Annotated in this window: 25 protein-coding genes; 20 read left to right on the forward strand and 5 right to left on the reverse strand. The window is 30.8% G+C overall.

The window, feature by feature from the left end; translation table 11 throughout:
• Position 1: 1 nt before the first annotated feature.
• From C8D80_RS09405 to C8D80_RS09480, 16 genes are all read left to right on the forward strand, one after another.
• Positions 2-1,159: an acylneuraminate cytidylyltransferase gene (locus C8D80_RS09405; protein ID WP_133609703.1), complete on the forward strand. Its 1,158-nt coding sequence runs from the start codon at positions 2-4 to the stop codon at positions 1,157-1,159.
• Between the two features lie 132 nt (positions 1,160-1,291).
• Positions 1,292-2,167: an N-acetylneuraminate synthase family protein gene (locus C8D80_RS09410; RefSeq protein WP_133609705.1), complete on the forward strand. Its 876-nt coding sequence runs from the start codon at positions 1,292-1,294 to the stop codon at positions 2,165-2,167.
• A 5-nt stretch (positions 2,168-2,172) separates the two neighbouring features.
• The gene (locus C8D80_RS09415) at positions 2,173-2,991 is read left to right on the forward strand and encodes a polysaccharide pyruvyl transferase family protein (protein ID WP_133609708.1); all 819 of its coding nucleotides are present in this window, start codon (positions 2,173-2,175) and stop codon (positions 2,989-2,991) included.
• Between the two features lies 1 nt (position 2,992).
• A complete protein-coding gene (locus tag C8D80_RS09420; protein ID WP_133609710.1) occupies positions 2,993-4,468 on the forward strand; it encodes a hypothetical protein in 1,476 nt (491 codons plus the stop codon).
• A complete protein-coding gene (locus C8D80_RS09425; protein ID WP_133609712.1) occupies positions 4,449-5,513 on the forward strand; it encodes a class I SAM-dependent methyltransferase in 1,065 nt (354 codons plus the stop codon). The genes C8D80_RS09420 and C8D80_RS09425 overlap by 20 nt, the downstream gene beginning before the upstream one ends.
• 1 nt (position 5,514) lies before the next feature.
• Positions 5,515-6,912, forward strand: coding sequence for a glycosyltransferase family protein (locus C8D80_RS09430; protein ID WP_133609714.1), 1,398 nt, complete (start codon positions 5,515-5,517; stop codon positions 6,910-6,912).
• A 1-nt stretch (position 6,913) separates the two neighbouring features.
• Positions 6,914-8,347, forward strand: a complete 1,434-nt coding sequence (locus tag C8D80_RS09435) for an MBOAT family O-acyltransferase (protein WP_133609716.1) — start codon at positions 6,914-6,916, stop codon at positions 8,345-8,347.
• On the forward strand, positions 8,347-9,225 hold the full coding sequence (locus C8D80_RS09440; protein WP_133609718.1) for a hypothetical protein: 879 nt from the start codon (positions 8,347-8,349) through the stop codon (positions 9,223-9,225). Before C8D80_RS09435 ends, C8D80_RS09440 begins: the two co-directional genes overlap by 1 nt.
• 3 nt (positions 9,226-9,228) lie before the next feature.
• Complete coding sequence (locus C8D80_RS09445) at positions 9,229-10,656, forward strand: MBOAT family O-acyltransferase (RefSeq protein ID WP_162845061.1); 1,428 nt, start codon at positions 9,229-9,231, stop codon at positions 10,654-10,656.
• Positions 10,656-11,537 (forward strand): hypothetical protein, encoded by an 882-nt coding sequence (locus C8D80_RS09450; RefSeq protein ID WP_133609720.1) that lies wholly within the window; start codon positions 10,656-10,658, stop codon positions 11,535-11,537. The genes C8D80_RS09445 and C8D80_RS09450 overlap by 1 nt, the downstream gene beginning before the upstream one ends.
• Before the next feature lie 2 nt (positions 11,538-11,539).
• Positions 11,540-12,685, forward strand: coding sequence for a glycosyltransferase family 4 protein (locus C8D80_RS09455; RefSeq protein WP_133609722.1), 1,146 nt, complete (start codon positions 11,540-11,542; stop codon positions 12,683-12,685).
• A gap of 3 nt (positions 12,686-12,688) precedes the next feature.
• Entirely contained in the window at positions 12,689-14,230 is a 1,542-nt protein-coding gene (locus C8D80_RS09460) for a glycosyltransferase family 2 protein (RefSeq protein ID WP_133609725.1), read from the forward strand.
• A gap of 1 nt (position 14,231) precedes the next feature.
• The gene (locus C8D80_RS09465; RefSeq protein ID WP_133609727.1) at positions 14,232-15,224 is read left to right on the forward strand and encodes a glycosyltransferase family 2 protein; all 993 of its coding nucleotides are present in this window, start codon (positions 14,232-14,234) and stop codon (positions 15,222-15,224) included.
• Positions 15,224-16,240: a glycosyltransferase family protein gene (locus tag C8D80_RS09470; protein ID WP_133609729.1), complete on the forward strand. Its 1,017-nt coding sequence runs from the start codon at positions 15,224-15,226 to the stop codon at positions 16,238-16,240. Before C8D80_RS09465 ends, C8D80_RS09470 begins: the two co-directional genes overlap by 1 nt.
• The gene (locus C8D80_RS09475; RefSeq protein ID WP_133609731.1) at positions 16,215-17,123 is read left to right on the forward strand and encodes an FkbM family methyltransferase; all 909 of its coding nucleotides are present in this window, start codon (positions 16,215-16,217) and stop codon (positions 17,121-17,123) included. Before C8D80_RS09470 ends, C8D80_RS09475 begins: the two co-directional genes overlap by 26 nt.
• A gap of 1 nt (position 17,124) precedes the next feature.
• Positions 17,125-18,237 carry a glycosyltransferase family 4 protein gene (locus tag C8D80_RS09480; RefSeq protein ID WP_133609733.1) on the forward strand — a complete coding sequence of 371 codons (1,113 nt, stop codon included), beginning with the start codon at positions 17,125-17,127 and terminating at the stop codon, positions 18,235-18,237.
• Here the strand turns inward: C8D80_RS09480 and C8D80_RS12875 are convergent.
• Genes C8D80_RS12875 through C8D80_RS09505 form a run of 5 tightly spaced genes read right to left on the reverse strand, consistent with a single transcriptional unit; the run spans position 18,229 to position 21,740 of the window.
• Complete coding sequence (locus C8D80_RS12875; RefSeq protein ID WP_133609735.1) at positions 18,229-18,729, reverse strand: acyltransferase; 501 nt, start codon at positions 18,727-18,729, stop codon at positions 18,229-18,231. The genes C8D80_RS09480 and C8D80_RS12875 overlap by 9 nt on opposite strands.
• The gene (locus C8D80_RS09490; protein ID WP_133609737.1) at positions 18,716-19,261 is read right to left on the reverse strand and encodes an acyltransferase; all 546 of its coding nucleotides are present in this window, start codon (positions 19,259-19,261) and stop codon (positions 18,716-18,718) included. The genes C8D80_RS12875 and C8D80_RS09490 overlap by 14 nt, the downstream gene beginning before the upstream one ends.
• Positions 19,261-19,647, reverse strand: coding sequence for a GtrA family protein (locus tag C8D80_RS09495; protein WP_158633782.1), 387 nt, complete (start codon positions 19,645-19,647; stop codon positions 19,261-19,263). The genes C8D80_RS09490 and C8D80_RS09495 overlap by 1 nt, the downstream gene beginning before the upstream one ends.
• On the reverse strand, positions 19,628-20,590 hold the full coding sequence (locus C8D80_RS09500) for a glycosyltransferase family 2 protein (RefSeq protein WP_133609741.1): 963 nt from the start codon (positions 20,588-20,590) through the stop codon (positions 19,628-19,630). The genes C8D80_RS09495 and C8D80_RS09500 overlap by 20 nt, the downstream gene beginning before the upstream one ends.
• A 1-nt stretch (position 20,591) precedes the next feature.
• Positions 20,592-21,740 (reverse strand): hypothetical protein, encoded by a 1,149-nt coding sequence (locus tag C8D80_RS09505; RefSeq protein WP_133609743.1) that lies wholly within the window; start codon positions 21,738-21,740, stop codon positions 20,592-20,594.
• Positions 21,741-21,888: 148 nt separating this feature from the next.
• Here C8D80_RS09505 and C8D80_RS09510 point away from each other — a divergent pair, with 148 nt between their 5' ends.
• The 4 genes from C8D80_RS09510 to C8D80_RS09525 all read left to right on the forward strand — a co-directional run bounded on the left by C8D80_RS09510 (position 21,889) and on the right by C8D80_RS09525 (position 26,842).
• Positions 21,889-22,965: a glycosyltransferase gene (locus tag C8D80_RS09510; RefSeq protein WP_133609745.1), complete on the forward strand. Its 1,077-nt coding sequence runs from the start codon at positions 21,889-21,891 to the stop codon at positions 22,963-22,965.
• Positions 22,955-24,313, forward strand: a complete 1,359-nt coding sequence (locus tag C8D80_RS09515) for an O-antigen ligase family protein (RefSeq protein ID WP_162845062.1) — start codon at positions 22,955-22,957, stop codon at positions 24,311-24,313. Before C8D80_RS09510 ends, C8D80_RS09515 begins: the two co-directional genes overlap by 11 nt.
• The gene (locus tag C8D80_RS09520) at positions 24,273-25,286 is read left to right on the forward strand and encodes a glycosyltransferase family 4 protein (protein ID WP_242004803.1); all 1,014 of its coding nucleotides are present in this window, start codon (positions 24,273-24,275) and stop codon (positions 25,284-25,286) included. The genes C8D80_RS09515 and C8D80_RS09520 overlap by 41 nt, the downstream gene beginning before the upstream one ends.
• Before the next feature lie 173 nt (positions 25,287-25,459).
• Positions 25,460-26,842 carry a sugar transferase gene (locus tag C8D80_RS09525; RefSeq protein ID WP_133609747.1) on the forward strand — a complete coding sequence of 461 codons (1,383 nt, stop codon included), beginning with the start codon at positions 25,460-25,462 and terminating at the stop codon, positions 26,840-26,842.
• Positions 26,843-26,863 lie beyond the last annotated feature (21 nt).

Consider the following 26,863-nt stretch of genomic DNA (forward strand, 5'->3'; position numbering starts at 1 on the left):
AATGAAAAAAGTTGCCATCATTCCACTTAGAAAAGGTTCTAAAGGAATTCCAGGAAAAAATAAAAAGAAAATGTTAGGACGTCCTTTATTTTCATGGGTTTTAGGTGCCGCTATTTTTTCTGATTTGGACGAAGTTTATGTGTTTACAGATGATGAGGAAATTTTAAACTTTATAAGTAAAGAATATCACTGGACAAGTAAAGTAAAAGGTTTGCTTCGCAATGATGAAAATGCGAATGATACCGCATCTACAGAAAGTGCTATGTTAGAGTTTGCTGAAAAAATCAATCACGATTTTGATGTTTTATGTTTGTTGCAAGCTACGTCGCCTTTAACCACTTCACAAGATATTAATAGTGCTTTATCTGAGATAAGTACCGAAGGAAAAACGGCTGCATTAAGTGTAGTAAAAACACATCGTTTTACTTGGAATGTAGATGGAACACCTCAAAATTATGATGTTTTTAATCGTCCAAGAAGACAAGATTTTGCAGGTTTATTGATGGAAAACGGAGCTGTTTATGCTACAACAAAAGACGCTTTCCTAAAAAGTAAAAACAGAGTTAGTGAAACCATAGGTTTGGTTGAAATGCCTGAGGAAACTTTAATGGAAATCGATAGCCTTTCCGATTGGACTATTATAGAAAGTTTACTAGCAGAACGCCAAAAAGCTTTTAAGAAACAAGAACGAATTAATTATTTAGTATTAGATGTTGATGGTGTTTTTACAGATGGATGTGTTTATTACGGAGCAGAAGGCGAGTTGATGAAAAAGTTTGATATGCGTGACGGTATGGGATTAGAAATCTTAAGACAAAATAACGTTGAAGTTGTTGTAATCACTTCAGAAAACTCTGATTTAGTAGCGAAACGCATGCAGAAACTTCAAATAAAACATACCTTTTTAGGAGTAAAAGATAAGTATTCCTTTTTGCAAGATTTTATAAATCAACAACAAACTTCATGGGCCAATTTGGCTTATGTAGGAGATGATGTAAATGACTTGGCTAATCTTTGCACAGTAGGTTGGTCGTTTGCTCCAGCTAATGCTACGACAATTGTTAAGCAACAAGTAGATTTTACATTGTCAAATAATTCTGCAGATGGTGCTATCAGAGAAGTTTGTGAATGGATAATGAATTACAATAAAAGATTTTAATGTTTTTTTTGGCTTGACTAATTTTTTAAATCATATGAAAATGTTATCGTTCATAAATAACTGAAGATTAACAGAGATTAGTTGTGATTATTCGATAAAATTATTTTTCTTTGCCTTTCTAATAGAATGAAAATGACAGAATATAAAAAACCTTACGTAATTGCCGAAATTGGTTGTAACCATAAAGGTGAAATGGAAATCGCAAAAGAATTAATCAAAATAGCTAAAATATTTTGTAATGCGGATTCAGTAAAATTTCAGAAACGTAACAATAAAGAATTATTGACAGAAGATCAATACAATGCACCACACCCTAATCCTGCTAACTCTTATGGAGATACTTATGGTGCGCACAGAGAATATTTAGAATTTGATGTTAATCAACATGCTGAATTAAAAGCCTATTGTGAGGAAATGGGTATTGTGTATTCAACATCGGTTTGGGATACTACTTCTGCAAAAGAAATTGCATCTTTAAATCCAGAATACATAAAAATTCCTTCTGCATGTAACAACAACTATGATATGTTAGGTTGGTTATGTGATAATTATAAAGGAGAAATTCACATTTCAACTGGTATGACTACTAAAGGAGAAGCTGATGATTTAGTTAATTTCTTCATTGAAAAGGGTAGAAACAAAGATTTAGTATTGTATAACTGTACTTCTGGATATCCAGTTCCATTTGAAGACGTTTGCTTATTAGATATCAATTTATTGATTGAAAAATATGGAGACAAAGTAAAACACATTGGTTTTTCTGGACATCATTTAGGAATTGCAGTAGACGTTGCCGCTTATACTCTAGGGGCAAATGTTATTGAGCGTCATTATACAATTGATAGAACTTGGAAAGGTACTGATCATGCGGCATCTTTAGAGCCAGAAGGGTTACGTAAATTATGTCGTGATTTAAAAGCGGTAAGTAAAGCACTTAGTTTTAAAAGTCAAGATATTTTACCAATTGAGCAAGTACAACGCGATAAGTTGAAAAATAAAAAAGTATAATTTTTATGCTTAAAAATACCATCCGATTATTTTGGTGGAATGAAAAAATTATCCAAGGCAAATCCAAAGAAAATTATGGGGATGTCTTGGGTAAATTTTTAGTAGAAAAAATTTCGGGTAAAAAAGTGGTTTTTGCTTGGCCTAAAAAGTTTTCTTTTTTAGATTTTTTCTCACCCATTTATGTAACTATTGGAAGCATTCTAGCTAATGTAAATCATAAATGTATCGTTTGGGGAAGTGGCATTATCAATAAGGAAATCAAAATTAAAAACGCTAAATTTTTAGCCGTTCGTGGCCCTCAAACCCGAAAATATTTAATGGATTTAGGTTATGAAGTGCCAGAAGTTTATGGCGATCCTGCTTTGTTATTGCCGCGTTATTTTAATCCGAAAGTAGATAAGAAATATCAATATGGCATCGTTCCGCATTACAACGATTATAAAGTTGTGGAGAAGTGGTTTGAAAACAGATCGGATATCCATTTAATAGATATGATGACCAATGATATCGAGTCTAAAACCATTGAATTTTTACAATGTGAAAGAATAATTTCTTCTTCCTTACACGGTGTAATTATTGCCCATGCATATGGAATTCCGGCTATTTGGCAAAAATTTTCAGACAAAGTTTTTGGTGATGACATCAAATATCAAGATTACATGGAATCGATTCAAATTCCATTTTACCATCCCGAAATAAAAACAGAAGCCTACACTAATGATGAAATGACCAGCTTATTTCAACAATATGTTTCATTGCCAAATCCTCAAGTACTGGAAGATTTAAGAAATGGATTAATGGAAGTTTGCCCTTTTAAAAATTGATATGAATAGCATCAGTTCCCAAGACGAAATTAAAAAAGTAATTCTTCATATTGAAGAAAAATGGCCAGTTGAAAAATGGGAAGTAAATCATATCAAAATATGGCCTTATCTCCGAATTAAACTTTACATTCATCTTTTAATGATGATGAATAAAAAGCTAGAAAAGGATGAAACAACTTCCGATGTTAAGCACACTTCTAGTTCAAAAAAAACCATATTTTCTAAACTCTTTCTAATTTTTTCTTCTTTTTTTAAGTTGAATTTTTTCTTTTTCAGTTTAAAAAAGAAGCCTCATTTGTTGTTTGGTTCACACATTCATAGGGTAAAGCAAAACGGACTTTATTTTAATCGATTTTATGATTCTTTAGTGGATATTCACCATCTTAAAAATGAGGTTTATAATGTAGAGTATCAAAAAGTTTATCCTAATACTTTTAATAAAGAAGCGGTTATTTCTTTAGAACAAGAAGTAAGAAATTATAAGAATTTATTAAATTTTAAAGAAAAGTTTACGTCTAAAAACGATAGTGTTTCTTTAGAAAATTATGATGATTTTTATGCCTATTTAAAGCAATTACCTATCCGATTGGATTTGTTGCGATTCTCCGTTCAAGATTTGAAAAATTGGTCTAGAAGAGTTATTGCTTTGCAACCTTTCTTTAGAAGATTTTATAAGAAGACACAACCTAAAACATTAGTTTTTTTAGGCTTCTATGGTTATGACGATTTGTATGCGGCTCTTTTAACGGCAAATCAAATGGGAATAAAAACGGTTGATTTTCAGCACGGTCCGCAAACGAATATTCACATGGTTTTTTCAGCATGGACTAAATTCCCATCAGATGGATATGCTTTATTGCCTAAAGAATTTTGGAATTGGGATGAATTTTCAAAAATAAATATTGAAAAATGGTGTCATAAAAATAATAGTATAGCAAAAGTGGTGGGACAGCCTTTTGTTAATTATTGGTTGAAGCATAATCATTTTGAAAGAAGCGAGAGCAATACAATTATTTACAGTTTGCAAACATTTCCTTTTGAAATTCAAGATATGTTGACTCCTAAAGTTATTCAATTAATTAAGGATTTACCCTATCAATGGATATTGCGTTTGCATCCCAGAAATTACATTGAAATTGAAGAAATAAAGGCGTTTTTAATTCAACATCAAATTGAAGATAAAGCAATCATACAAAGTTCTATTGATGAAATGCCTTTGCCAAAAGCATTACTTTCCTCAATTGTTCATATAACTAATTTTTCAGGTTGTTTAATTGAAGCTCATTTGTTAGGTGTTCCAACTATATTGATTAATAACATTGGCAAAGAAATGTTTTCTCAATATATTGATGATGAAAAAGTTTTTTATTTAAATCAGGAAGATGATGATTTTTGCTTTAATTTTTCAACATTAACAAAATATATAAAACCATCAAATAGCAAATTAATTTCAGAACATGGAAATCCTTTCAAATAAAATCCTTTCAAGTAGATATAAGGCTAATGGTAAAGCTATATTGGAGTTAAATAAATCCCAAACGGAAGCTCTTAATGCAATTAAATCTAAAATAGATTCAAGTAAATATGTATTTGAAGCTGTTGAATGTTTAAATTGTAATTCTAATGGATTTGATTTAATTGCTGAAAAGGATAGATATGGTTTAGCTGTTTCTACTGTAATTTGTAGAGAATGCGGACTTTTACAAACAAATCCTAGAATGAATCAGAATTCATATAATGATTTTTATGAAAATCACTACAGACAATTGTATTCTGGGAATAGCATTGGAACAGATGTTTTTTTTAAAAATCAACATAATCATGGAAAATTAATATATGATTTTATAAGACAAAATGTAAATCTTGAAGATTTAAATATTGTTGAAGTTGGCGCTGGTGCTGGAGGAATTCTTAGTTTTTTTAAAGAAAATGGATGTGCTGTTTGGGGGGTTGATTTGGGGAGTAGTTATGTGGATTTTGGAAAAGAAAAAGGAATTGAACTTTTTAGTGGAACAATAGATGTCATTTTTGAAAAAAAAATAAAACCAAATTTGGTTATTTACTCCCATGTTTTAGAACATATATTAAATCCAAATATTGAAATTCAGAAATGGTATAATTATTTAAATGTAGGAGATATGATTTACATAGAAGTTCCTGGTTTAGATAATTTAACCAAAAATTATAGAAATGATTTTTTAAGATATCTTCAAAATGCACATACAGTCCATTTTAATTTAGCTATTTTAGAGTCCTTTATGAATAAGAATGGTTTTGATATGGTGATTGGTAATGAAAATGTACAGGCTTTATTTGTAAAAAGAGAACTTGTGACTAATAAAAAGAAAAATAATAATTACGAAACAGTTATCAACATATTAAAAAAGTATGAGAGCAAAAGAAAAAATATTTTTGATTCTAACAATAGAAAATATTTTTTCAGTAATGTTAAAAATAAGTCAAAGAGGAATATAGTTTCTTTTTTTAAAAATATTGGGGTTTATAAGTTTTTAAAAAAATAGTATGAGTAAAAAAGCCTTTATTTTTTTACCTGACGGTGTAGGTTTGCGTAATTTCGCTTTAACCAATTTTAATGCTATTGGTACAACTTTAGGATATGAAATGGTGTATTGGAATAATACGCCTTTTAAAATAAAAGAAGAATTAGGATATGATGAAGTAAATATTACAAATCATCAATTACATCCTTGGACAACGGTATATACTCGTGCTAGAAAGCGTTGTGAGTTAAACGTTTTCGATAAAAAATTCAAGGAAACGGTTTATAATACCTATAATTTTCCGCAATCTTACAAGGGAATAAAAAATATTATTAAAAGTTTAAATGTCGATTTTTTAGTAGCTACAAAATCTACTGAAAAAGGAGTAGAGAGCATTCGAACTAAAATTAAAAAGTTAGAAAGAAGTACCTCTAAATATGAGTATTGTAAAAAGCAATTACTAGAGCACAAACCCGATATTGTTTTTTGTACGAATCCTCGACCAACTCAAGCTATTGCGCCTATTTTGGCTGCTCAAGATTTAGGAATTCCTACGGCTTCCTTTATTTTTTCATGGGATAATTTACCTAAAGCTACCACGCTAATTGAACCCGATTTTTATTTTGTGTGGAGCGATTATATGAAAAAAGAATTGCTTCAATATTGTCCGTATGTACAACCAGAGCAAGTTTTTGTTACAGGAACACCACAATTTGAAAGCCATTTCGATACGAGTTTATTGCAATCAAAAGAAGATTTTTATAAGTCACACCATTTAGATTTAGAAAAAAAATACATTTGTTTTTCGGGAGATGATATTGTAACATCACCTTTAGATCAATATTATTTAGAAGATTTAGCGATTTCAGTTCGTGAATTAAACCAACAAGGATATAACTTGGGCATTATTTACAGAAAATGTCCTGTAGATTTTACGAATCGATACGATGCTGTCTTACAACAATATCAGGATGTTATTGTTTCTATTGATCCCTTATGGCGACCAGTAGGCACGAGTTGGAACGAAATTATGCCAACCAAAGAAGATTTTGCTCTACAATCTAATATTTGTGAGCATACTGAATTCGTTGGAAATATTGCCTCTTCAATGGTCTTCGATTTTGTGGCACATGATAAATCGTGTTTGTTTTTTGATTACGAACAACCGCAATTACAAAAAGGAATTCGCGATATCGGACAAAATTACAGGTACATTCATTTTCGTTCGATGCCAAATAAAGAAGCGGCCTTGTTTGTTTATGATAAAAAAGAACTAACTTCTATTGTAAAAGCTATTTTAGACGGAAAGCAATCCAATGTTCCAGTCGGGAAAAAATGGTTTGATGTAGTAGTAGGAATGGAGCCAACAAAAGCTTCAGAGAATATTTGGGAAGGCATTAATAGTATTGTAAAAAAATAGTATGTTTTTCAACTCCTTATCCTTTGCCATTTTTTTACCCATCGTATTTTTACTGTATTGGTTAGTATTTAATAAAAATAAAACTACTCAAAATGCGGTATTGATTATAGCGAGTTATTATTTTTACTCGTGTTGGGATTGGCGATTTTTGTTTTTATTGGTGTTTTCTACTTTGCTGGATTACTTCAGCGCTATTATGATGGAAAACAGCACTTCGGATAAAAAACGCAAGTTGTGGTTGTGGTTAACTATTGGGATTAACTTAGGATTTTTAGGCGTTTTTAAATACTACGATTTTTTTGCGCAATCTTTTGCCGATTTGTTAAACGGTTTCGGATTTCAAACGAATCCAGTTTTATTGAAATTAATTCTTCCTGTTGGAATATCCTTTTATACATTTCATGGTTTGTCATATGTAATTGATATTTATTACAAACGCATCACAGCTGAGCTTAATTTTATTGATTATTCTTTATTCGTAAGTTACTTTCCACTTTTGGTTGCTGGACCTATTGAAAGAGCCACACATTTATTACCACAAGTAAAAATCAAACGCCATTTTAATTTTGAAAAAGCGAAAGAAGGCGTTTATCAAATCATTTGGGGATTGGTTAAAAAAGTAGTAATTGCAGACAGTTGCGCCACTTATGCCAATGCAGTTTTTGACAACTACGAATCTATGAATTCGTTGTCGTTAATTTTAGGAGCTATTTACTTTGCCTTCCAAATTTATGGTGATTTCTCAGGGTATTCCGATATTGCATTAGGAACCTCTAAATTATTCGGAATCGATTTATTAAAGAATTTCAATTATCCTTATTTTTCCAGAGACATTGCCGAGTTTTGGCGTCGTTGGCACATTTCGTTATCATCATGGTTCCGCGATTATTTATACATTCCTTTAGGAGGAAGTCAAGGGGGTATGTGGATGAAAGTTAGAAATACATTCATCATTTTCCTAGTGAGCGGATTCTGGCATGGAGCCAATTGGACGTTTATTATTTGGGGCTTATTGAATGCAATTTATTTCTTGCCTTTGTTATTGCAAAATAAGAATCGTTCCAATATGGGCGAAATTGAAATGGGTTGGAATATAAGCAGTGTAAAAACCATTTTGAATATTTTAGGTACTTTTGCTTTAACTACAATTGCGTGGATTTTCTTTAGAGCAAAATCAATGACTGAAGCTGTCGGATATATCCAAAAAATGGTGACCGATTTCCATTTTGATTCGCAATATTTGAGTAACGAACGTTATAATTTTGAATTACTATTTTTGGTAATGATTTTTGTATTTGTTGAATGGTTCAATCGTACTAAAGTAGAGCCTTTATCAGGAAAAGCAAGTTGGATAAAAGTAACCTTAGCGATTATGGCTTTATTAGCTTTAGGCGTGTATTCCGATTATAAAGAATTTATTTATTTCCAATTCTAATGAAACAGTTTTTTGTCTTTGTCGGAAAAATTTTGTTGGTGCTTTTGCTCTCCGCTTTTGCATTAGATTTCATTTATACCACTGTTTTTGCACAATCGGAAACTCGAAATAAAGTAGAAAATGTTATCAATTCGAAACCTCAAAATTATGATGTTATTATTTTAGGAACTTCAAGAGCGAATAACCATTTTGTGTCGGAGTTGTTTGAAAAAGAAGGGTTGAAAACTTTTAATTTCGGAATGAGTGGTGCACATTTGTTTGAAACTTCTTTGCTACTAAAATTAATGATAGAGCGCGGTTGGGAAATAAAAAACGTCATTGTAGAAACGGATTTAAATCTGTCCAACGAAAAACGTGATGATGGTACTTTTGGACGTTTCATGCCGTTTATGCATCAATCGAATACTATTGCAGAACATTTTAAAAACGAACCCGATTTTACCGAATTGTATTATGTGCCGTTTTATCGTTACATACAATTTGATGCTAAAGTAGGTTTTAGAGCTTGGTGTAAAACCTTGGTAAACGAACCGACCAATACCTTGGCAAATAATGGGTATTATCCGCTTGGATATAATCCTAAAGCCAACATGAAGAACAATATTGAAAGTTTAGTGCCTTTACGTAATCGTTATTTCGAAGAAATTAAGCAAATTTGTAATGCTAATAATGTCAATTTGATAGCAGTAACGACTCCTATGTGTTCGAATGTAAAAGGAATGGAATATTTTAAAAAAGTGAAAGCTTTGTATCCTGAAATTAAAGAGTATGAACATGTAGTAGATGGAGATCAATACTTTTCTTCATGCGGACATTTGAATGATAAAGGCGCTAGGTTATACACCACTAAAATTATTGAAGACTTATTTAAAAAATAGTAAATGCTTTTTAACTCGATAGAATTTTTACTTTTTCTGCCTACTGTTTTTTTCTTGTATTGGTTTGTATTTAAAAACCAACTACGAGCACAAAATGTATTGTTGTTGGTAGCCAGTTATATTTTCTATGGTTGGTGGGATTGGCGTTTTTTATCCTTAATTATCGCCAGTACTTTTTTAGATTATTTTATTGCTATACAATTAGGAAAAACATCCATTTCCAAAAAACGAAAATTACTTTTAGGAATTAGTTTAGTGGGGAATCTGGGGATGTTAGGTTTCTTTAAATATTACAATTTTTTCGTGGCAAGTTGGATAGAAGCTTGGTCAAGTGTTGGAATTACAATGGAAGCCAGTACATTAAATATTATACTTCCAGTAGGAATTTCGTTTTATACGTTCCAAACCTTGAGTTACACCATTGATGTATACCGAAAGGAAATGAAACCTACAAAAAGTTTTATCGATTTTGCCGCTTTCGTAACTTTTTTTCCACAATTAGTAGCGGGTCCAATTGAAAGAGCTTCTCATTTATTACCTCAGTTTTATAAAAACCGAACATTTGAGTATCAAAATGCGGTGGACGGTGTCAAATTGATTATTTGGGGAATGTTTAAAAAAGTGGTGGTTGCGGATAACTGTGCTTTTTTTGTAAACAAGATTTTTGAAAGTCCTGAAACGTATTCTAGTGGCGAATTGTTCGTTGGAATGGTTTTCTTCGCTTTCCAAATTTATGGTGACTTCTCAGGATATTCAGACATTGCTATAGGTTTATCTAAACTTTTTGGGTTTGATTTAATGGTAAATTTCAAGTTTCCGTATTTCTCAAGAGATATTGCAGAATTTTGGCGTCGTTGGCACATTTCATTATCTACATGGTTTCGCGATTATATTTATATTCCGCTTGGCGGTTCAAAAGGTTCACAATGGTTTCAAATTAGAAACGTTATGATTATCTTTTTGGTAAGTGGTTTTTGGCATGGCGCCAATTGGACCTATGTAGTTTGGGGTTTATTTCATGCTTTGATGTTTTTACCATTATTACTATTCAACATAAATAGAAGTCATTTGATTACCAAATCCTATGGTTGGCTCGATTTTGCTAAAATAGGGGTAACCTTTTTAGTGGTTTGTATCGGTTGGGTCTTTTTTAGAGCGGATTCAATTACAGATGCTTTTCAATATTTAGCTCATATGTTAGAATTGAAAAATTTAGGATTGACCTTATTCTATAAAACCAATGCGAATTTGATGATTTTTGGTTTAAGTGTTTTGGCTGTCGGAATTTTATCTATGCAAGAATTAGTTTGGGTTATCAAAAAAAGAGAATTACCTAAAATCTCTGCTTTTGGGGCTTTACTTTTAGTGTTGTTAATTTTCTTTATGGGAAGTTTTAAAAATCAAATGGACTTTATTTATTTCCAATTCTAATGAAGAAGTTTCTAACCAAAATAGCCATTTATACGTTTTTCATTCTTTTGATTGGAAACGGAATTGCTTATTTATCTCTATATGTTTTAGGGAAGTCGCAATTGTATAAAAATCAGTTTGTAAAAAATGGTGTCAAAGAAACTCATTTTGATTATGTGGTTTTAGGTTCTAGTACCGGATTAACTACATTAGATACGAAGTTGATTGATAAAATTTTAAATACTTCTGGTTTAAATATTAGTATGGACGATACTTCTTTAAGTTCGCATTATTTGATGTTGCAATATTTCCTTTCTTTAGGAAAATCTATAGATCAATTGATTTTATGTGTTACTCCGAGTGATTTACAAAATCCGGTAAACGAATTAAATAATAACGATTATCGTTTTTTAACGGAAGTTCAAGATACTTTGATTTATAATTATTATAATCGAATGGAGCATGGAGGATTGAAAGTACTTACTTATTCTAAGTTCATGCCTATTTTAGGAGTGAGCTATTATAATAATGAATTGTTTTATCCTTCAATGTATGCCTTTTTAAAACCTACAAAAAGAAATAGATTTGATGATAAAGGAAATTACACGTATCCACAAATTGAAAATCGTATAGAAAAAGGAATTGTTACTAATATTGAAACAAGTTATTTAAATCCATCATTTTTAAAGATTAAAAAGCTATGCAAACAAAAAGCTATTGATTTAATTGTGTATCAATCTCCTATTCATAGAAAAAATGTCGTTTTTCCGAACACTGACCAATTTAAAATAATTAATCATTCCAGAATTTTACCAGAAGATTTGTTCTTCGATAACATTCACGTAAATAGTAAAGGAAGAACTTTTTGTACTTTAGCCTTTTGTAAAGAATTAAGTAAATAACTATGCATATCGCTTTTTTAACTCCAGAATATCCACATTCGAAAATAAAACATTCGGGTGGTTTGGGCACCAGTATTAAAAACTTGGTGGTGGCTTTGGTTGCAAAAGGGGTAAAGGTAACGGTTTTTGTATATGGTCAGCCAAAATCGGAAGTTTTTGAAGAAAATGAGATAGTTTTTCATTTTATTTCAGACAAAAAATATCGATTAGGAAAATGGTTTTTTTACAGAAAACACCTTCAAAACTATATTAATTCGGTTGTTAAGAAAGAGAAAATAGATCTAATTGAAGCACCCGATTGGACAGGAGTTACTGCTTTTATAAATTTTACGGTTCCGTTAGTAATTCGTTTTCACGGAAGCGACACTTATTTTTGTCATATCGAAAAAAGAAAACAGAAGTTTAAAAATCGATTGTTTGAAACTTTAGCGGTAAGAAAAGCAAAAGGATTTATAGCTCCTACGAAATACGCAGGTGAAGTTTCGGCTGAACTTTTTGGATTGCACAAAGAGAAGATAAAAACCATTCATTACGGATTGGATTTAACTCAATTCAATAATGAATATCCAGAAAGTTTTGAGAAAGGACTTGTTTTGTACATTGGGACTATAATAAGAAAAAAAGGCGTTTTTGAATTGCCTGAAATCTTCCATAAAGTGAGAAATCAGTTTCCAGAAGCCCAATTGGTTTTAATTGGTGGCGATTCTGGAGATGTAGCCACAGGAAACAAATCTACTTGGGAATTAGTTAAGCAACAGTTTTATGAAAAGGATTTGGAACAGGTTTCCTATTCAGGCAAAATGCCTTACGCAGAAGTGCAAGATTATATTAAAAAAGCAAATGCTTGTGTATTTCCTACTTACGCTGAAACCCTCGGAATGGTCACTATCGAATCGATGGCAATGAAAAAAGCAGTAGTGAATAGTAACATTGGTTGGGCACAAGAATTAATGCAAGATGGGAAAAGTGGTTTCTTAGTACATCCTGCTAATCATGAGGTGTTTGCACAAAAAATAATTACACTTTTAAGCGATACGGATTGTAATGCCAAAATGGGTAACGAAGCTAGACTATATGTTGAAGAACATTTTGATATTACTAAAAAAGTAGCAGAAAATATTAATTACTATCAGCATTTGATAAAGTAAAACATGAACCTAACTTTTGTACATAATTTTAAAAAAGTTACAGCAATCTATAAAGATTTCGCTGCCGTTTCTTCGTTTGATTCTTCTAAAGATATTCAGAAGTTAATTTTCGAATTTTCGCAACAATATCCGAATGCTCAATTGATCTGGATTCACGAATCATTGAAGAATCATGTAAATTACAATTGGGTTGAACTAAATGCTGAAAGTCAAGTGATGCATTTTTTTAATCCATCTGAAACAGAGTTTTTAACAGAAAAAGTAGGTTATGTAGAACCTTCACCTTTTATAAAAATTAATAAAAGAGTTTCCTTTGCAAGTTGGCAAGCAAGTGCTTTTATAGGAACTATTTCGGCTCAAGGTTTTGTAAGTTTCGGAAGTCAATTCATTAATGATAATTTTAGTTTTGGTTTTTTTTTGACCATTATGGCAAAAATGGGTCACAGAAACGGATTGCGAACTTATTCAAATCACAATTTGCTTCTAGAAGTAAAGGTTGTAAAGCCACACTTGGGAACAACCAATGAACTTTTTCAATGGACAGCACAATACTATGGTTTTTCAAAATGTTTGCAGTTGTTTTTGTTATTTATTTTATTTGAAAAACGATTTCCTATTGCATCTTTAATGAGTGTAATTTCAGTTAAACGAATTGTTTTTGACCCAAATGCTAAAACAGAGCAAGAAATTTCAAATGTAGATTTTTCAGAAGTTACTTTAGATGTTTTGATTCCAACTATTGGTAGAAAAAAATATTTATACGATGTGCTTTGTGATTTAAGAACGCAAACGAAAATTCCAAATCGTATCATAATTGTAGAACAAAATCCTCTTGAAAATAGTCAGTCCGAGTTAGATTATGTGAAGAATGAAATTTGGCCTTTTGAAATAATTCATCATTTTATTCATCAAACAGGTGCTTGTAATGCAAGAAATATGGCTTTGAAAGAAGTAAAAAGTGATTGGGTGTTTTTTGCCGATGATGATATTAAACTAGCACCTGCTTTTATTGAAGAAAGTTTAAAAAGCATTTTAAAAACCACTGAAAAAGCGTTTACCTTAGCCTGCTTTAGACCTAATGAAATTCCCGTTTTTCATCACCTGATGCATTGGGATACTTTTGGTTCAGGCTGTAGTATGGTAAAAAGAGAAGCATTGGAAGGTTTGAAATTTGATATGCGTTTTGAAAATGGTTTTGGAGAAGATGCCGATTTTGGGATGCAATTGCGAAACAAAGGATATGATGTTTTATATTTGCCACAACCACAAATTTTACATTTAAAAGCACCAGTAGGAGGATTTAGAGTACAACCTACTTTGCCTTGGCAAGAAGAAGCAATACAACCCAAACCTTCGCCAACTGTAATGTTGTTTAAAATGTTGTATCATACAAATGAGCAAATACTTGGATATAAATTAAATTTGTTTTTAAAATATTACAACCAACAAACGATTAAAAATCCGTTTAAATATTACAAAACCATGCAAAAGCAATGGGAAGTAAGTGAAAAATGGGCTAAAAAATTAAAATTACAATCAAAATAACATGGTATTTGCTTTAATCATTTGTACGTATAAACGTTCGCAGCCTTTATTGAAGCTTTTGCTTTCAGTGCAGCATCAAACGTTGCATCCAAATGAGATTTTGATAGTAGATGGTTCTCCGGATGATTTCACTAAAGAAATGCTGACTCAAAATTCGTTTCAAGGTTTAAAGTATTTCAAAGTAGATGATAAAGATAGAGGTTTAACGAAACAACGCAATTATGGTATTGCAAGAGTTCAGGAAGCAAGCGAAGTAGTTTGTTTTTTAGACGATGATACCGTTTTAGAATCCAACTATTTTGAAGAAATTATAAAAACGTATACTTTATTTCCGGAAGCATTAGGTGTTGGCGGCTATATTACAAATGAAACTAATTGGACCAAAACAACTTCAGATTATCAAGCGAAAGCAAATGAGTTTTATTACGATGGTTGGAAAAGAAAAGATGGTTCCCGATTTGTTTGGCGTAAGAAGTTAGGATTAGATAGTAATCGCCCTCCAGGTTGTTTGCCTGAATTTTCTCACGGAAGAAGTATCGGTTTTTTACCACCTTCAGGGAAAATTTACGAAGTAGAGCAACTTATGGGAGGCGTTTCTTCTTTTCGAAAATCGGTTTTTAAGGAATTTCAATTTTCAACTTATTTTGAAGGGTATGGATTGTATGAAGATGCCGATTTTACCCTTCGATTATCAAAAGTTGGGAAATTATATATCAATACCAATGCGCAATTAGGACATTATCACGATGCCTCAGGACGACCTAATAAATATGATTATGGCAAAATGGTGGTACGAAATGGATATTATGTTTGGCGTGTGAAGTATCCAAATCCGTCCTTTAAAGCGAAAATAAAATGGCATTTGATTACGCTATTATTAACCGCTATACGATTTACGAATGTTGCTACCAAATCAAAAAGAAAAGAAGCGTTAACGGAAACTTTAGGGCGAATTTCAGGATGGTTCACTTTGTTTTTTAATCCTCCAATATAATGTTGTATTTACTTAAAAAGAAAATAAATCGAAAACTCAAAGAGTTTAGAGAAAACTACCAACATGTTCGTTTTTACAACGATACAGAAGAAGTGTTGTTTTTAAGTTTAAAGCGAAATACAAAAGTTAGAACGTATTTGAATATTATTTTTAGATTACAACAACAGTATAAGCAACCCATTGTAATTGAGTTTTCTTTGTTTCGTTATTTTGTATTGGTTAAGTGGTTTAAAGAATTGGATTTTATTTATTTCTCAAAACCATTTCAAAAACCTAAGATCTATCGTTTGTTTTCGCACCAAAAAAATGCCGATTTTCAAGTAAATTTTAATTATAAGAAAGTGTATACTACTGATGTATATGTAAAAGAAGCGGTCCCGTATATTATGCATCCAAGAAATTATATGATTGCTAAACCTGATTTATTAGAAAAACAGGTTGGAATTGTAATGAGTGGCAATTTTGAAGCTAAAATTTACGATTCGGATGCGATTACTAAAAATTTTCAACTACTAAATCGATGGCAGATTTACAGTGAAATTATAAAGCACAAAACTGTAGTAACGATTACAGGAACAGAATTTAAAGAACAATTAGAATCTAGTATTTTCAAGAATTCATTTGTAGTAATGAAATGGCAACAAGGCGCAATCCCTTCAGAAGAATGGCGTCACTATTTGTCATCGGCCAAATTTTTATTTTGTGCACCAGGAATGACAATGCCGATGTGTCACAATGTGATAGAAGCCATGTCGGTTGGAGTAGTGCCCATCATTAATTATCAAAATTGGTTAAATCCAAGTTTAATAGATGGAAAAAATGCGTTACTTTACCAATCTGAAACAAGTATTTCTCAAGTTATTGATAAAGCTTTACAAATGAATGATTCAGAATATTTTGCACTTCAAAAAAATGTAATTGCTTATTACGAATCGTATTATAAAAATTATGATTTTGAAGCGAATAGATTTCAAACTTTAATTTTATTAAATGAAGACAGTAAAGACCTTGTTTAAAAAATATAAATACGTTCTTAAGAGATATCAATCTTTTAAAACGAATCCTTTAACCAAATCAAATCCATTTTGGGCTTTAATTAAGTATTTATATATTAATTTTTTGCTTTATGTGTTAAAAAGAGAAGTAACGATTACGTATCTAAATGGTATTAAAGCTAAAGTTAAAAAAGGAGATGGTATTGTTGGAAATTATCACTCAGGATTACATGAAGCTGCTGATTCTCTTTTTTTGATGCATTTACTGCGAGAAGGAGACTCTTTTTTGGATATTGGGGCTAACGTTGGACATTATACTTTGCTAGCGGGCTTGTGTTCAAAATGTAAAGTAACTGCAATTGAGCCTATTCCTTCAACATTTGAACGATTATCAAACAATGTTAAAATAAACAATTGGATACATCAACCTGAATTGTTAAATATTGGTTTGTCAAATGAATCGGGAGAATTAGTGTTTACTAATCAGCAATTTACTACCAATAAAGTTTCAACTACAGGTCATGGAGTAAAAGTAAAAGTAAGCACGTTAGATGAAATTTGTTCACACCAGGTTCCTGATTTTATAAAAATTGACGTAGAAGGTTATGAGTGGTTTGTGTTAAATGGAGGATTAAATACCTTGTCAAATGCTAATCTCAAATTGATTTTAATAGAGTTAAACGAATCAGGGAAGAATTTCAATATTCAAGACGAACAAATTATTCAGTTATTAAGAGATAAAGGATTTTTGCCTTATGTTTTTAATCTTGAAACGAAAGCTTTTAAAGAAATTGATTTTAAAAACACGAACCAGTTCAATACGTTGTTTATTAAGGATTTAGATTTTGTAAAGCAACGAGTATTTAGTTCAAATAAAATTAATGTAGGAAGTTTTACATCATAATATGAAATTTGCTATTATAACTCACGTGCAACACATTAAAAGTGATAATCAATATTTTGGTTATGCACCCTATATTCGTGAAATGAATATTTGGCTAAAATATGTAGATGAGGTTATAATTGTAGCACCTTTGGTTGATAAAGAGCTAAACCCTATTCATGAAAAGTACAATCATTCAAGCGTGGATTTTCGTCAAGTGGAAGAGTTTGAAATTACTTCTATAGCTAATGTATTCAAGACAATAGCTAGGCTGCCTAAGATAGTGTCTCAAGTTTATAAAGCCATGTCTCAAGCCGACCATATTCATTTGCGTTGCCCAGGAAATATGGGATTAATTGGAGCTATGGTTCAAATTTTATTTCCTAAAAAACCTAAAACCGCTAAATATGCTGGTAATTGGGATCCGAACGCCAAACAACCTTTTACATACAAACTACAGCGTTGGATTTTATCCAATACTTTTTTGACAAAAAACATGCAGGTATTGGTGTATGGTGATTGGGAAAATCAAACTAAAAATATCAAGCCTTTTTTTACAGCAACATATTCAGAATCAGATAAAAAGGTAATACAGTCAAGAGTATTAGAAGAATATATTGATTTTTTATTTGTTGGAACATTGTCAAAAGGCAAGCAACCTTTATTTGCTATTCAATTGGTCGAAAAATTATACCAACAAGGAAAAAAGGTCCGACTGAATTTGTATGGAGATGGGATTTTGAGATCAACTTTAGAAACGTTTATAGAAGAGAATAATTTACAAGATATTGTTTTTTTGAGAGGAAATCAGTCAAAAGAAACAGTTTTAAAAGCCTATCAAACGAGTCATTTTTTAGTTTTGCCATCAAAAAGCGAGGGTTGGCCAAAAGTTGTAGCGGAAGCTATGTTTTGGGGTTGTGTGCCTATTGTTTCTAAAGTTTCTTGTGTGCCTTATATGTTGGGCTACGGAGAAAGAGGTATTCAGTTAGAAGAACAATTGCAAACCGATGTAAGTCAAGTAATGAGTGCACTAAATAACGAATTGTTATATCAAAAAATGGCTTCGGAAGGGCAAAACTGGTCGCGCCAATTTACTACGGATAAATTTGAAGAAGAGATTAAAAAGTTACTCTAAATTTTTACTAAAATCTTTTGTATACCCAATTACTGTTGCAGGATTTCCTCCTACAATAGTTCCAGGCGGTACATCTTTAGTGACAACTGCACCAGCACCAATTACGGCACCTTTTCCAATTGTTACGGGTTTGATAATTAGCGCATTCATGCCTATAAAAACATTGTCTTCTATAATTACATTGCCCATGCTAAACTCAGAAACGCCTTCTGGGGTAATAATTGGAAAATGATTTAAAATTTTTGCACCAGAAGTAATTAAAACATTGTCTCCAATAGATGTAGAAACGTTTTTTAAATTGTCGAATAATACATTGGTTCCAATAAAAACAGTCTTGCGATTTTTAAATTGAATACCATACAATTTTAGTAATTTAGTTCGCAACGAAGGCGGAACAAAAAATTGCATTGAAAGGTGAAGTAAAATAAATTTAAAACCTTTTTTAAAGAAAGAAAGAGAAATTTTATTCCAAGTAGCACTATGCTTTTCCATAATTTATTTTATTTCTATACTTTAAATGCTTCGCTGGAACTCCTGCAACAATGCTGTAATCTTCAACGTCTTTAGTTACGATTGAGCCCGAAGCAATTACAGCTCCTTTACCAATTTTATTTACACTATTTGTAATAATTACATTATTGCAAACCCAAACTTCATCTCCTATTTCTAAGGGAGATGATGATGTTTTATTTTTATACAAACTAAAACCATCATATTCGTGTTTATGGGTTTGTATAGTAACATGGTCAGAAATAGTGACATTTTTTCCCATAACAATACCTCCACAAATATCTACTTCAATGTTTCTTGATAACACACATTTTCCTAAAAAAGTAATTCCTGAATTTTGGTTAGGCTTATCAAAATTAGTGATTACAACATTATTAGTAGCTTCAATGTAAGTTGTTTTAAAACGAACAAAAAAATATGCTTTTTTAATCAATTTAATTATTGGAAAAGTAAATAGCAACGAAGTCAAAAATCGTTGTAAAACATAATCTATTTTGTATAAAAATTTTTGCATTATTTGTAAACGTAAAATTTTGAAATAATAAATCGTAAAGGTGTTAAAATCAAAATAGTTATAAATGTACTTATCAAATAATTTATTTCAAAATAATTAAAAGTATTATATAAAATATTAGCCAATAAGTAAAAGAAAACCAAGCTTAAGCAAAACTTAATTAGCTTACTATTACTATGAGTGGTTTTAAAAAGCAATCTTAATTGAAGCGTATAAAGCATTAAGTAAGAAATTCCATAAACAATCATGAATGCAATTGATTTATTGATTTTTAAAATATCAACAAAAGCATAAAGCGATACAAATACAAAACCATAACCAAAAAGACTAATGATAATGTATTTTAAAACTTGAGATTGTAATTCTTTATTTTTTAGGATCTTCAAAATGCGTTTGTTTTAAAAAATATAATATTTTTTCTTGGTTTTTCCTTATTCTGCCTAACATATCAGCCATGAAAGCAAAAATAGTGATAATAACACTCATTCCTAAAAGAGATAATCCTATAATACCAAAACTTTTGTAAGGTGTTATCGTATTATAGATAATCCAATGTAATAAAGCCCATCCTCCAAAAAAAACAGCGATTAAAAAAATAACGGATGCAATTCCAAGGAAAAACTGTAAAGGACGATAATCTTTTAATGACTTGAAAATTATTGACGAAGTTTTGTAAGCATATTTAAAAAGATTGTTAGCTACTCTGGAAACTCTATCTTCAAAATATAAAACGGTAATTGGAATTTGGGCTACCTTAAATCCTTTATCTAATAAATCCAGAATTGTTTCATGTGTGTAAGTGAAACTTCCATGTAGGTTTAAACTTAACAAAGTGTCTTTTGAATAGGCTCTAAAACCACAAGAGGCATCATAAATTTTAGTTTTACTTACAAAACTTACAATTTTATTAACTTGTTTGTTTCCCCAAAATTTTATTCCTGGCATGTTATCTGGTTTTCCACCAGAAAATCTAATGCCTAAGCAAAAATCTGCTTGTTGAAGAATTATTGGATTGATTAATTCAGAAATTTGATTTACATCAAATTGTCCATCGGCATCAATACTTACTAAAACATCCGCTTTAGTTTTTAGGGCATAATTAAGAGCTGTTTGAAATGCCTCTCCAACGCCTTTATTTTTATTGTGACTCAATACAGTTGCGCCTGCCTTTTTTGCTTCTTCAACAGTATTGTCTGAGCTTCCATCATTAATTACCAAAACTTCGGTTAGGTTAAAACCTTCAAAGCTTTTTGGTATGGATTGAATGACCTTAAAAATTGTTGCTTCTTCATTTAAAGCAGGCATATAAATAACAAGTTTTTCTAACATCTTAGATTATTTTTTTTATCAACAATAAGGTTATTCTGAATTCGTTTAGTAATAGAACAATGAAAAATAAGTTACTGGCGTAAATAAAGTAGTTCGCTTTTTTTGTAAATAAAGTATAAATATAATAAAAACTTAAATAGATAATCGGTAGCAACACTAACCAATAACGACTAAATCCTGTTCCAGCTAATACAAAACCTAAAAATACTAACCCAAATGAAATACTTAACTGTTTAATTATTGGATTCTTCCAATTCTTGTAAAGACCAAAAATTACAGCTAATAAAAGAACTAAACTAATAACAAAATTTCTAATTCCCGTTACTGGAACAAATAGTGAAATAAAGGCAGGAATACCATTGATTCTGTTTACTTGATAGTGTTGTTCAATTCCTAAGCCACATTTAATGTTATACCATAGTGGATTTTCGTCCATTTTATAACGACTAAAATAGCTTATTTCGCTTAAATTTTGAGATTCAATATTGTAAACATATTTAAACCAAAAGAGTAGCGGAGTTGTTAGAATTATGGAGTAAAGAACTATTTTTCCAAAGTTTTTTCTATCCTGTTGAAAATAAGAATAGTAGTAAAGTAATACCATTAATCCTAAAACAGCATAAACATAACGGGTAAAAACCAAAAGGATAAAAAGAGCAAAAAGACGCTTAAAGTTTGAAAGGTTTTTTTCTGAGTTTAGATAATAAATGAATCCCCAAAATGTCACAAAAACAATTGCTTCAGGATATAAAGAAGGTAAAAATGATAAAAAACCTGAAGAAACACATGTTAAAAGCAATAAAATGTATGTAATTGTAGGCTCTAAATTGAGTTTTTTGAAAGTTAAGAAAGCAAATCTAATTCCTAAAATACAAAGACCAATATGAAATAACTTATGTAAAGCAAAACCTAATAAAGGAAATTTTGGAATTGAAAAAAAAGCCATTAAAAAAGGAACTATAGGAATAACAGAAGAAGGGTTTTTAGTTTGATAATATTGGCCTTCTAATACATTTTGAGCAATTTTGTTATAGGTGAGTTCATCCCCTTGTAAGGGTAAAAATAAATTCCTCAAAGAGAGCAAAACAAGTATGCCAAAAAGAATGTAATATAATCTTTTACTTTCTAATAGTTTTTGTATTTGATTCATATAGGTTAGTTTTCATTGGTAAAAATACTATTTTTTACTAATTAATTGTCTAATGATTGATTAAACATAGGTTTTATGTCTGATATGAATAAAAGAAAAGATTATATTTGTCGATGAATTTAATTGTATTTCTGCTATTAAAACAAACATGCGCATAGTTCAACTTATAGACAGCCTTGAAGCAGGCGGCGCTGAGCGCATGGCTGTTAGTTATGCTAATGCGCTTCAAAAAAGGGTCTCTTTTTCTGGTATTGTGGTAACGCGTAATGAAGGTAGTTTACAAAATCAATTAGACAAAGATGTTTCTTATTTATTTTTGGCTAAAAAGAAAGTTTTAGATTTACAAGCATTATTTAAGTTAAGAAGTTTTTTGAAAGCAAATAATGTAAAATTCATTCAAGCCCATAGCACCTCTATATATTTTGCCTTTTTAATAAAATTAGTATTTCCAAGTATTAGAATTATTTGGCATGATCATTATGGTAAAAGCGAAATGTTAGAAAAAAGAAAGTCTTTTTTTTTAAGGATTATTTCTGTTTTAGTTTTTGGAATTGTAGCTGTAAATCAAAAGTTAGAGGCTTGGTCAAAAAATAATATGTTTTGTAAAAAAGTAATTTATTTAGCTAATTTTACTGTATCAGCTAATGAAACTTCATTTATAAAAACAAAATTAAAAGGAATAACAGGAAAACAAATTGTTTGTTTAGCAAATTTAAGATCTCAGAAGAATCATATCCTTTTGTTAGAAGTAGCAGAAAAATGTAAAGTAAATCATCTTGATTGGTCGTTTCATTTAGTTGGAAAAGATTTTCAAGATTCTTATTCTGAAACGATTAAAAATTTAATTATAGAAAAAGGACTTCAAGAAAACGTTTTTTTATATGGTTCATGCGATGATGTAAGCTCTATTTTGCAACAATGTCAAATAGGAATTTTAACATCAGATTCTGAAGGTTTGCCAGTAGCACTTTTAGAATATGGATTTCAAAAATTAGCTGTAGTTTCGACTGCTGTTGGAGAAATACCAGAAGTGATTGACGATAAAAAAAGCGGTATGTTAATTCAGCCTAATGATGCATTGTCATTTTCGAATGCTTTAATTGAATTAATAGAAAATGATTCTTTACGACTTTTATTAGGGGAAAATTTAAAAACAACTATTTTAAATACTTATTCTGAAGAAAAAGTGTTGTTAAAATATTTAAATTGGGTAAATGAAAAATAGTCAATTAACATATTTTAATTTAATTATAGTACATGTAATTATTGGATTTGTAATTTATTTATTACCATTCCTAGCAAAGTTATATGCTGTTTTTGTTTTTGTTTTTGGAGTTATGTACATGCTAAGAACTAAAAACAAGAATAACGAAGCTTTGCTTATATGTGGTTATATTGTAGGTGTCGAAGTTTTTCTGCGAATGACAGAAGGAAATCCAATACACGAGTTATCCAAGTATTTAGTTATTGTTTTTCTCGTTTTTGGAATGATTTATAAAGGATTTTCAAAGAATTCATTTATTTATATTGTTTTTCTATTACTGTTAATTCCTGGTATTATTATTGGAGCCAATGAATTAAGTTTTGATACTAATGTTAGAAAAGCAATCGCATTTAATATTTCTGGTCCAGTATGTTTGGCAATTGCTTCGTTGTATTGTTATCAGCGAGTGGTTACAAAAGAGCAATTGTTCAAGATGTTTGTTTTTATAGGGCTACCTATATTGAGTATGACTATTTATTTATTTTTGTTTACACCTAGTAACAAAGAAATTTTTATCAGTACACAATCAAATTTTTCTGCCTCAGGAGGATTTGGACCTAATCAAGTGTCTACATCTTTAGGTTTAGGTATGTTTGTTTTTTTTGTATTAGCATTACTTTATTCAAATACAAAAAAAATGATTATTATAAATTTAATAATTTTTGTATTAGTTTCTTACCGCGGAATCTTAACCTTTTCAAGGGGAGGAGTTATAACTGGGATAGCAATGATTATTTTTTTAATGGTTGTGTTATTTTATTATTCAGGTCCAAAGGTTAAGAGTAAATTGTTGACAGTAATATTGTTTTCTGTAATTGGAGGCGGTTTGTTATGGTCTTATTCTGTTTACAAGACAAATGGGATGATTGAGTATCGCTATGCAAATAAAGATGCTAGAGGAAGGGATAAAGAAGATAGGCTTGGAGGTCGCGAGGCAATTGCAGGAACAGAAATAAATGCTTTTAAAGAAAATCCTATTTTTGGTATTGGAGTTGGTAAAAATGCTGAATATAGGGAAGAAATCATAGGGCATAAAGTTTCCTCCCATAATGAGATTACACGTATGTTAGCTGATCATGGCTCATTAGGATTGTTTGGTTTGCTAATATTGTTTATAACTCCAATTTCTTTATATTTTGGAAATAAGCAAAATGTATTTCTACTTTCCTTTTTTATTTTTTGGGCACTAACCATTAATCACGCTGCTATGCGCACCGCTGCTCCCGCATTTATATACGCCTTATCACTTTTAAAAGTAAAATTTGTAGATGATGAAACACCTGTTGTACATAGGGAACCAGCTATCTAAACACGGATATAACAAAACTTCTATTGAAACACTTGGGGTTTTTCTTGAGGTTGAAGGGTATCATGTAATATTTACCTCTAGCAAGAAAAATCAGTGGTCTAGAATGTTAGATATGTTATATGTTACTCTTTTAAAAGCAAAAAAAGTAGATTATATATTGATAGATACTTATAGCACTTCAAGTTTTTGGTATGCTTTTTTTTGTAGTCAGATTGCTCGAATTTTCAAAGTTAAATATGTTCCCATATTAAGAGGCGGCGATTTACCTAATCGGCTTAAAAACAATCCCAAGTTATGCCAAATGGTGTTTGCTAACGCCTATCAAAATGTGGCGCCTTCTGGTTATTTAAAGCAGGCGTTTGAAAGTGCTGGATTTACAAATGTAGTCCACATTCCTAATTCTATTGAAATAGATAAATACGAGCTCAAAACAAGAGTTGAGTTAGCACCAAAATTACTTTGGGTTCGCGCTTTTGCATCCATTTATAATCCTGAAATGGCGGTTAAAGTGCTACAACAATTGCAAGAAAAACATCCTTCAGCTTCTTTAACTATGGTAGGACCCGACAAAGATGGTAGTTTGCAAACGACTAAAGATTTTGCTGATTCTATTGGGGTTGCTGTAAATTTTACCGGACAATTAGCAAAAGAAGATTGGTGGCAATTAGCCTCAGAACATGATATTTTTATCAATACCACTCATTTTGATAATACACCAATTAGCGTAATGGAAGCCATGGCTTTAGGTTTGCCAGTTGTGAGTACTAATGTAGGTGGTATTCCTTATTTGTTGGCTGATAAAGAAAATGCTTTGTTGGTTAACGATGATGATGATAAAGAGATGACGGAAACAATTTTAGATTTGTTAAATGATAAAGTTAGAGTGAACCAGTTGGCTAAAAATGCTAGAACTTTTATAGAACAAATGGATTGGCAAGTAGTGAAACAAAGTTGGATTTCGTTATTGAAATAGTTTAAGGTACTTTTGAATTTATTTTAAAGGTTCTTTAATAATCAGTTAAAAATTCTTCCTTTAACCAAACTTATGAATGATAATGCGTTACTCTATTATTAAATTAATAAAAAAGCGATACGAGTTTCCTTATTTCTTTTAAATTCGTTACTTTGCATTAGAATTACAAAAAAATGAGTGCCTCCCAAAAAATACATTTTGAAATTTCCGAACGCAAAATCTTATTGCGTGTTATGGATGTTGTGTTTACGGTGCTTACATTAGCATTAATTGGACATTATACTCAATTCGATTATTTCAGAGTTTCGCAAACAAGTTTTTATTGGACTATTGTACTAGCACTTTATATTGTTTTCTTTGGAACCATATTTGAAATGTACAATTTACAAACAGCAAGTAATCGTTTTCAAATTTCTAAAAGTATCATATTAACCACTTCGGTTACCGTATTGTTTTATTTGTTAACCCCTTTTTATACACCTGTATTGCCTTCTAATCGTTTGCAAATAATCCTGTTTTTCTTTTCTATTTTAATTTCGTTGTCGGTTTGGCGCTATTTATATATCGTTTTCTTTGCTTCAAATCGTTTTATGAAAAAAGTGCTTTTTGTAGGCAGCAGTAAAGATGTAGATGGTTTGGTAACTGAATTAGCCAAGTTTAACCCACATTATAAAGTAGTGGGTTACGTCGCAATTGATGAAACTCCTAATGGGGCTAACGTGACACGTGTTTCTGCAGAAGAATTAGATGATTTTGTGTACCAAAATTACGTTTCCGAAATCGTGGTTGCTAATGTTAAAAACAAACTTGCATCGGTTGAATTGTATAATAAATTATTACGATTATTAGAGAAAGGAATTGTTATCAGAAAATATAATCAGGTATACGAGAACAGTACTTATCGTTTACCTATTCAATTTGAAGATAGAGAATTGTACAAGTTTTTCCCATTTAGTAGAAGCAATCAGAACAAATTATACATGTATTATACTCGTTTTTTTGATCTTGTTTTTGCGGTTGTTGGGTTGATAGGATTCTTTTTGATTGCGCCTCTTTTATGGATTATTAATCTTTTTGTAAACAAAGGAAGTTTCTTTTATACACAAGAGCGTGTAGGTAAAAACGGAATTCCATTTACCATTTACAAGATGCGAACTATGGTGCAAAATGCCGAACAAAACGGTGCTGTTTTTGCTACAACAAATGATAGTCGAATTACTCCTTTCGGGAAATTTCTACGTAAAACAAGATTAGATGAATTACCACAATTTATTAATGTTTTAAAAGGCGAAATGGCTATTATTGGTCCAAGACCTGAGCGACCATTTTTTGTGGATCAAATTGCTGCTTCTATTCCGTTATATCAAACGCGTCATGTAATTAAACCGGGGCTTACTGGTTGGGCACAAGTGAATTATCCTTACGGTTCTAACTTAGAAGATAGTTTGATGAAACTCCGATACGACTTGTATTACATCAAACACAGAAGTTTGTTTTTAGATGTAAATATCGTCGTAAAAACGTTGAGTACGGTATTGTTTTTTAGAGGACAGTAATTAGTGTTCAGTTGTTAGTCG

Source organism: Flavobacterium cheniae (genome assembly GCF_004363695.1).
GTDB classification, from domain to species: Bacteria; Bacteroidota; Bacteroidia; order Flavobacteriales; family Flavobacteriaceae; genus Flavobacterium; species Flavobacterium cheniae.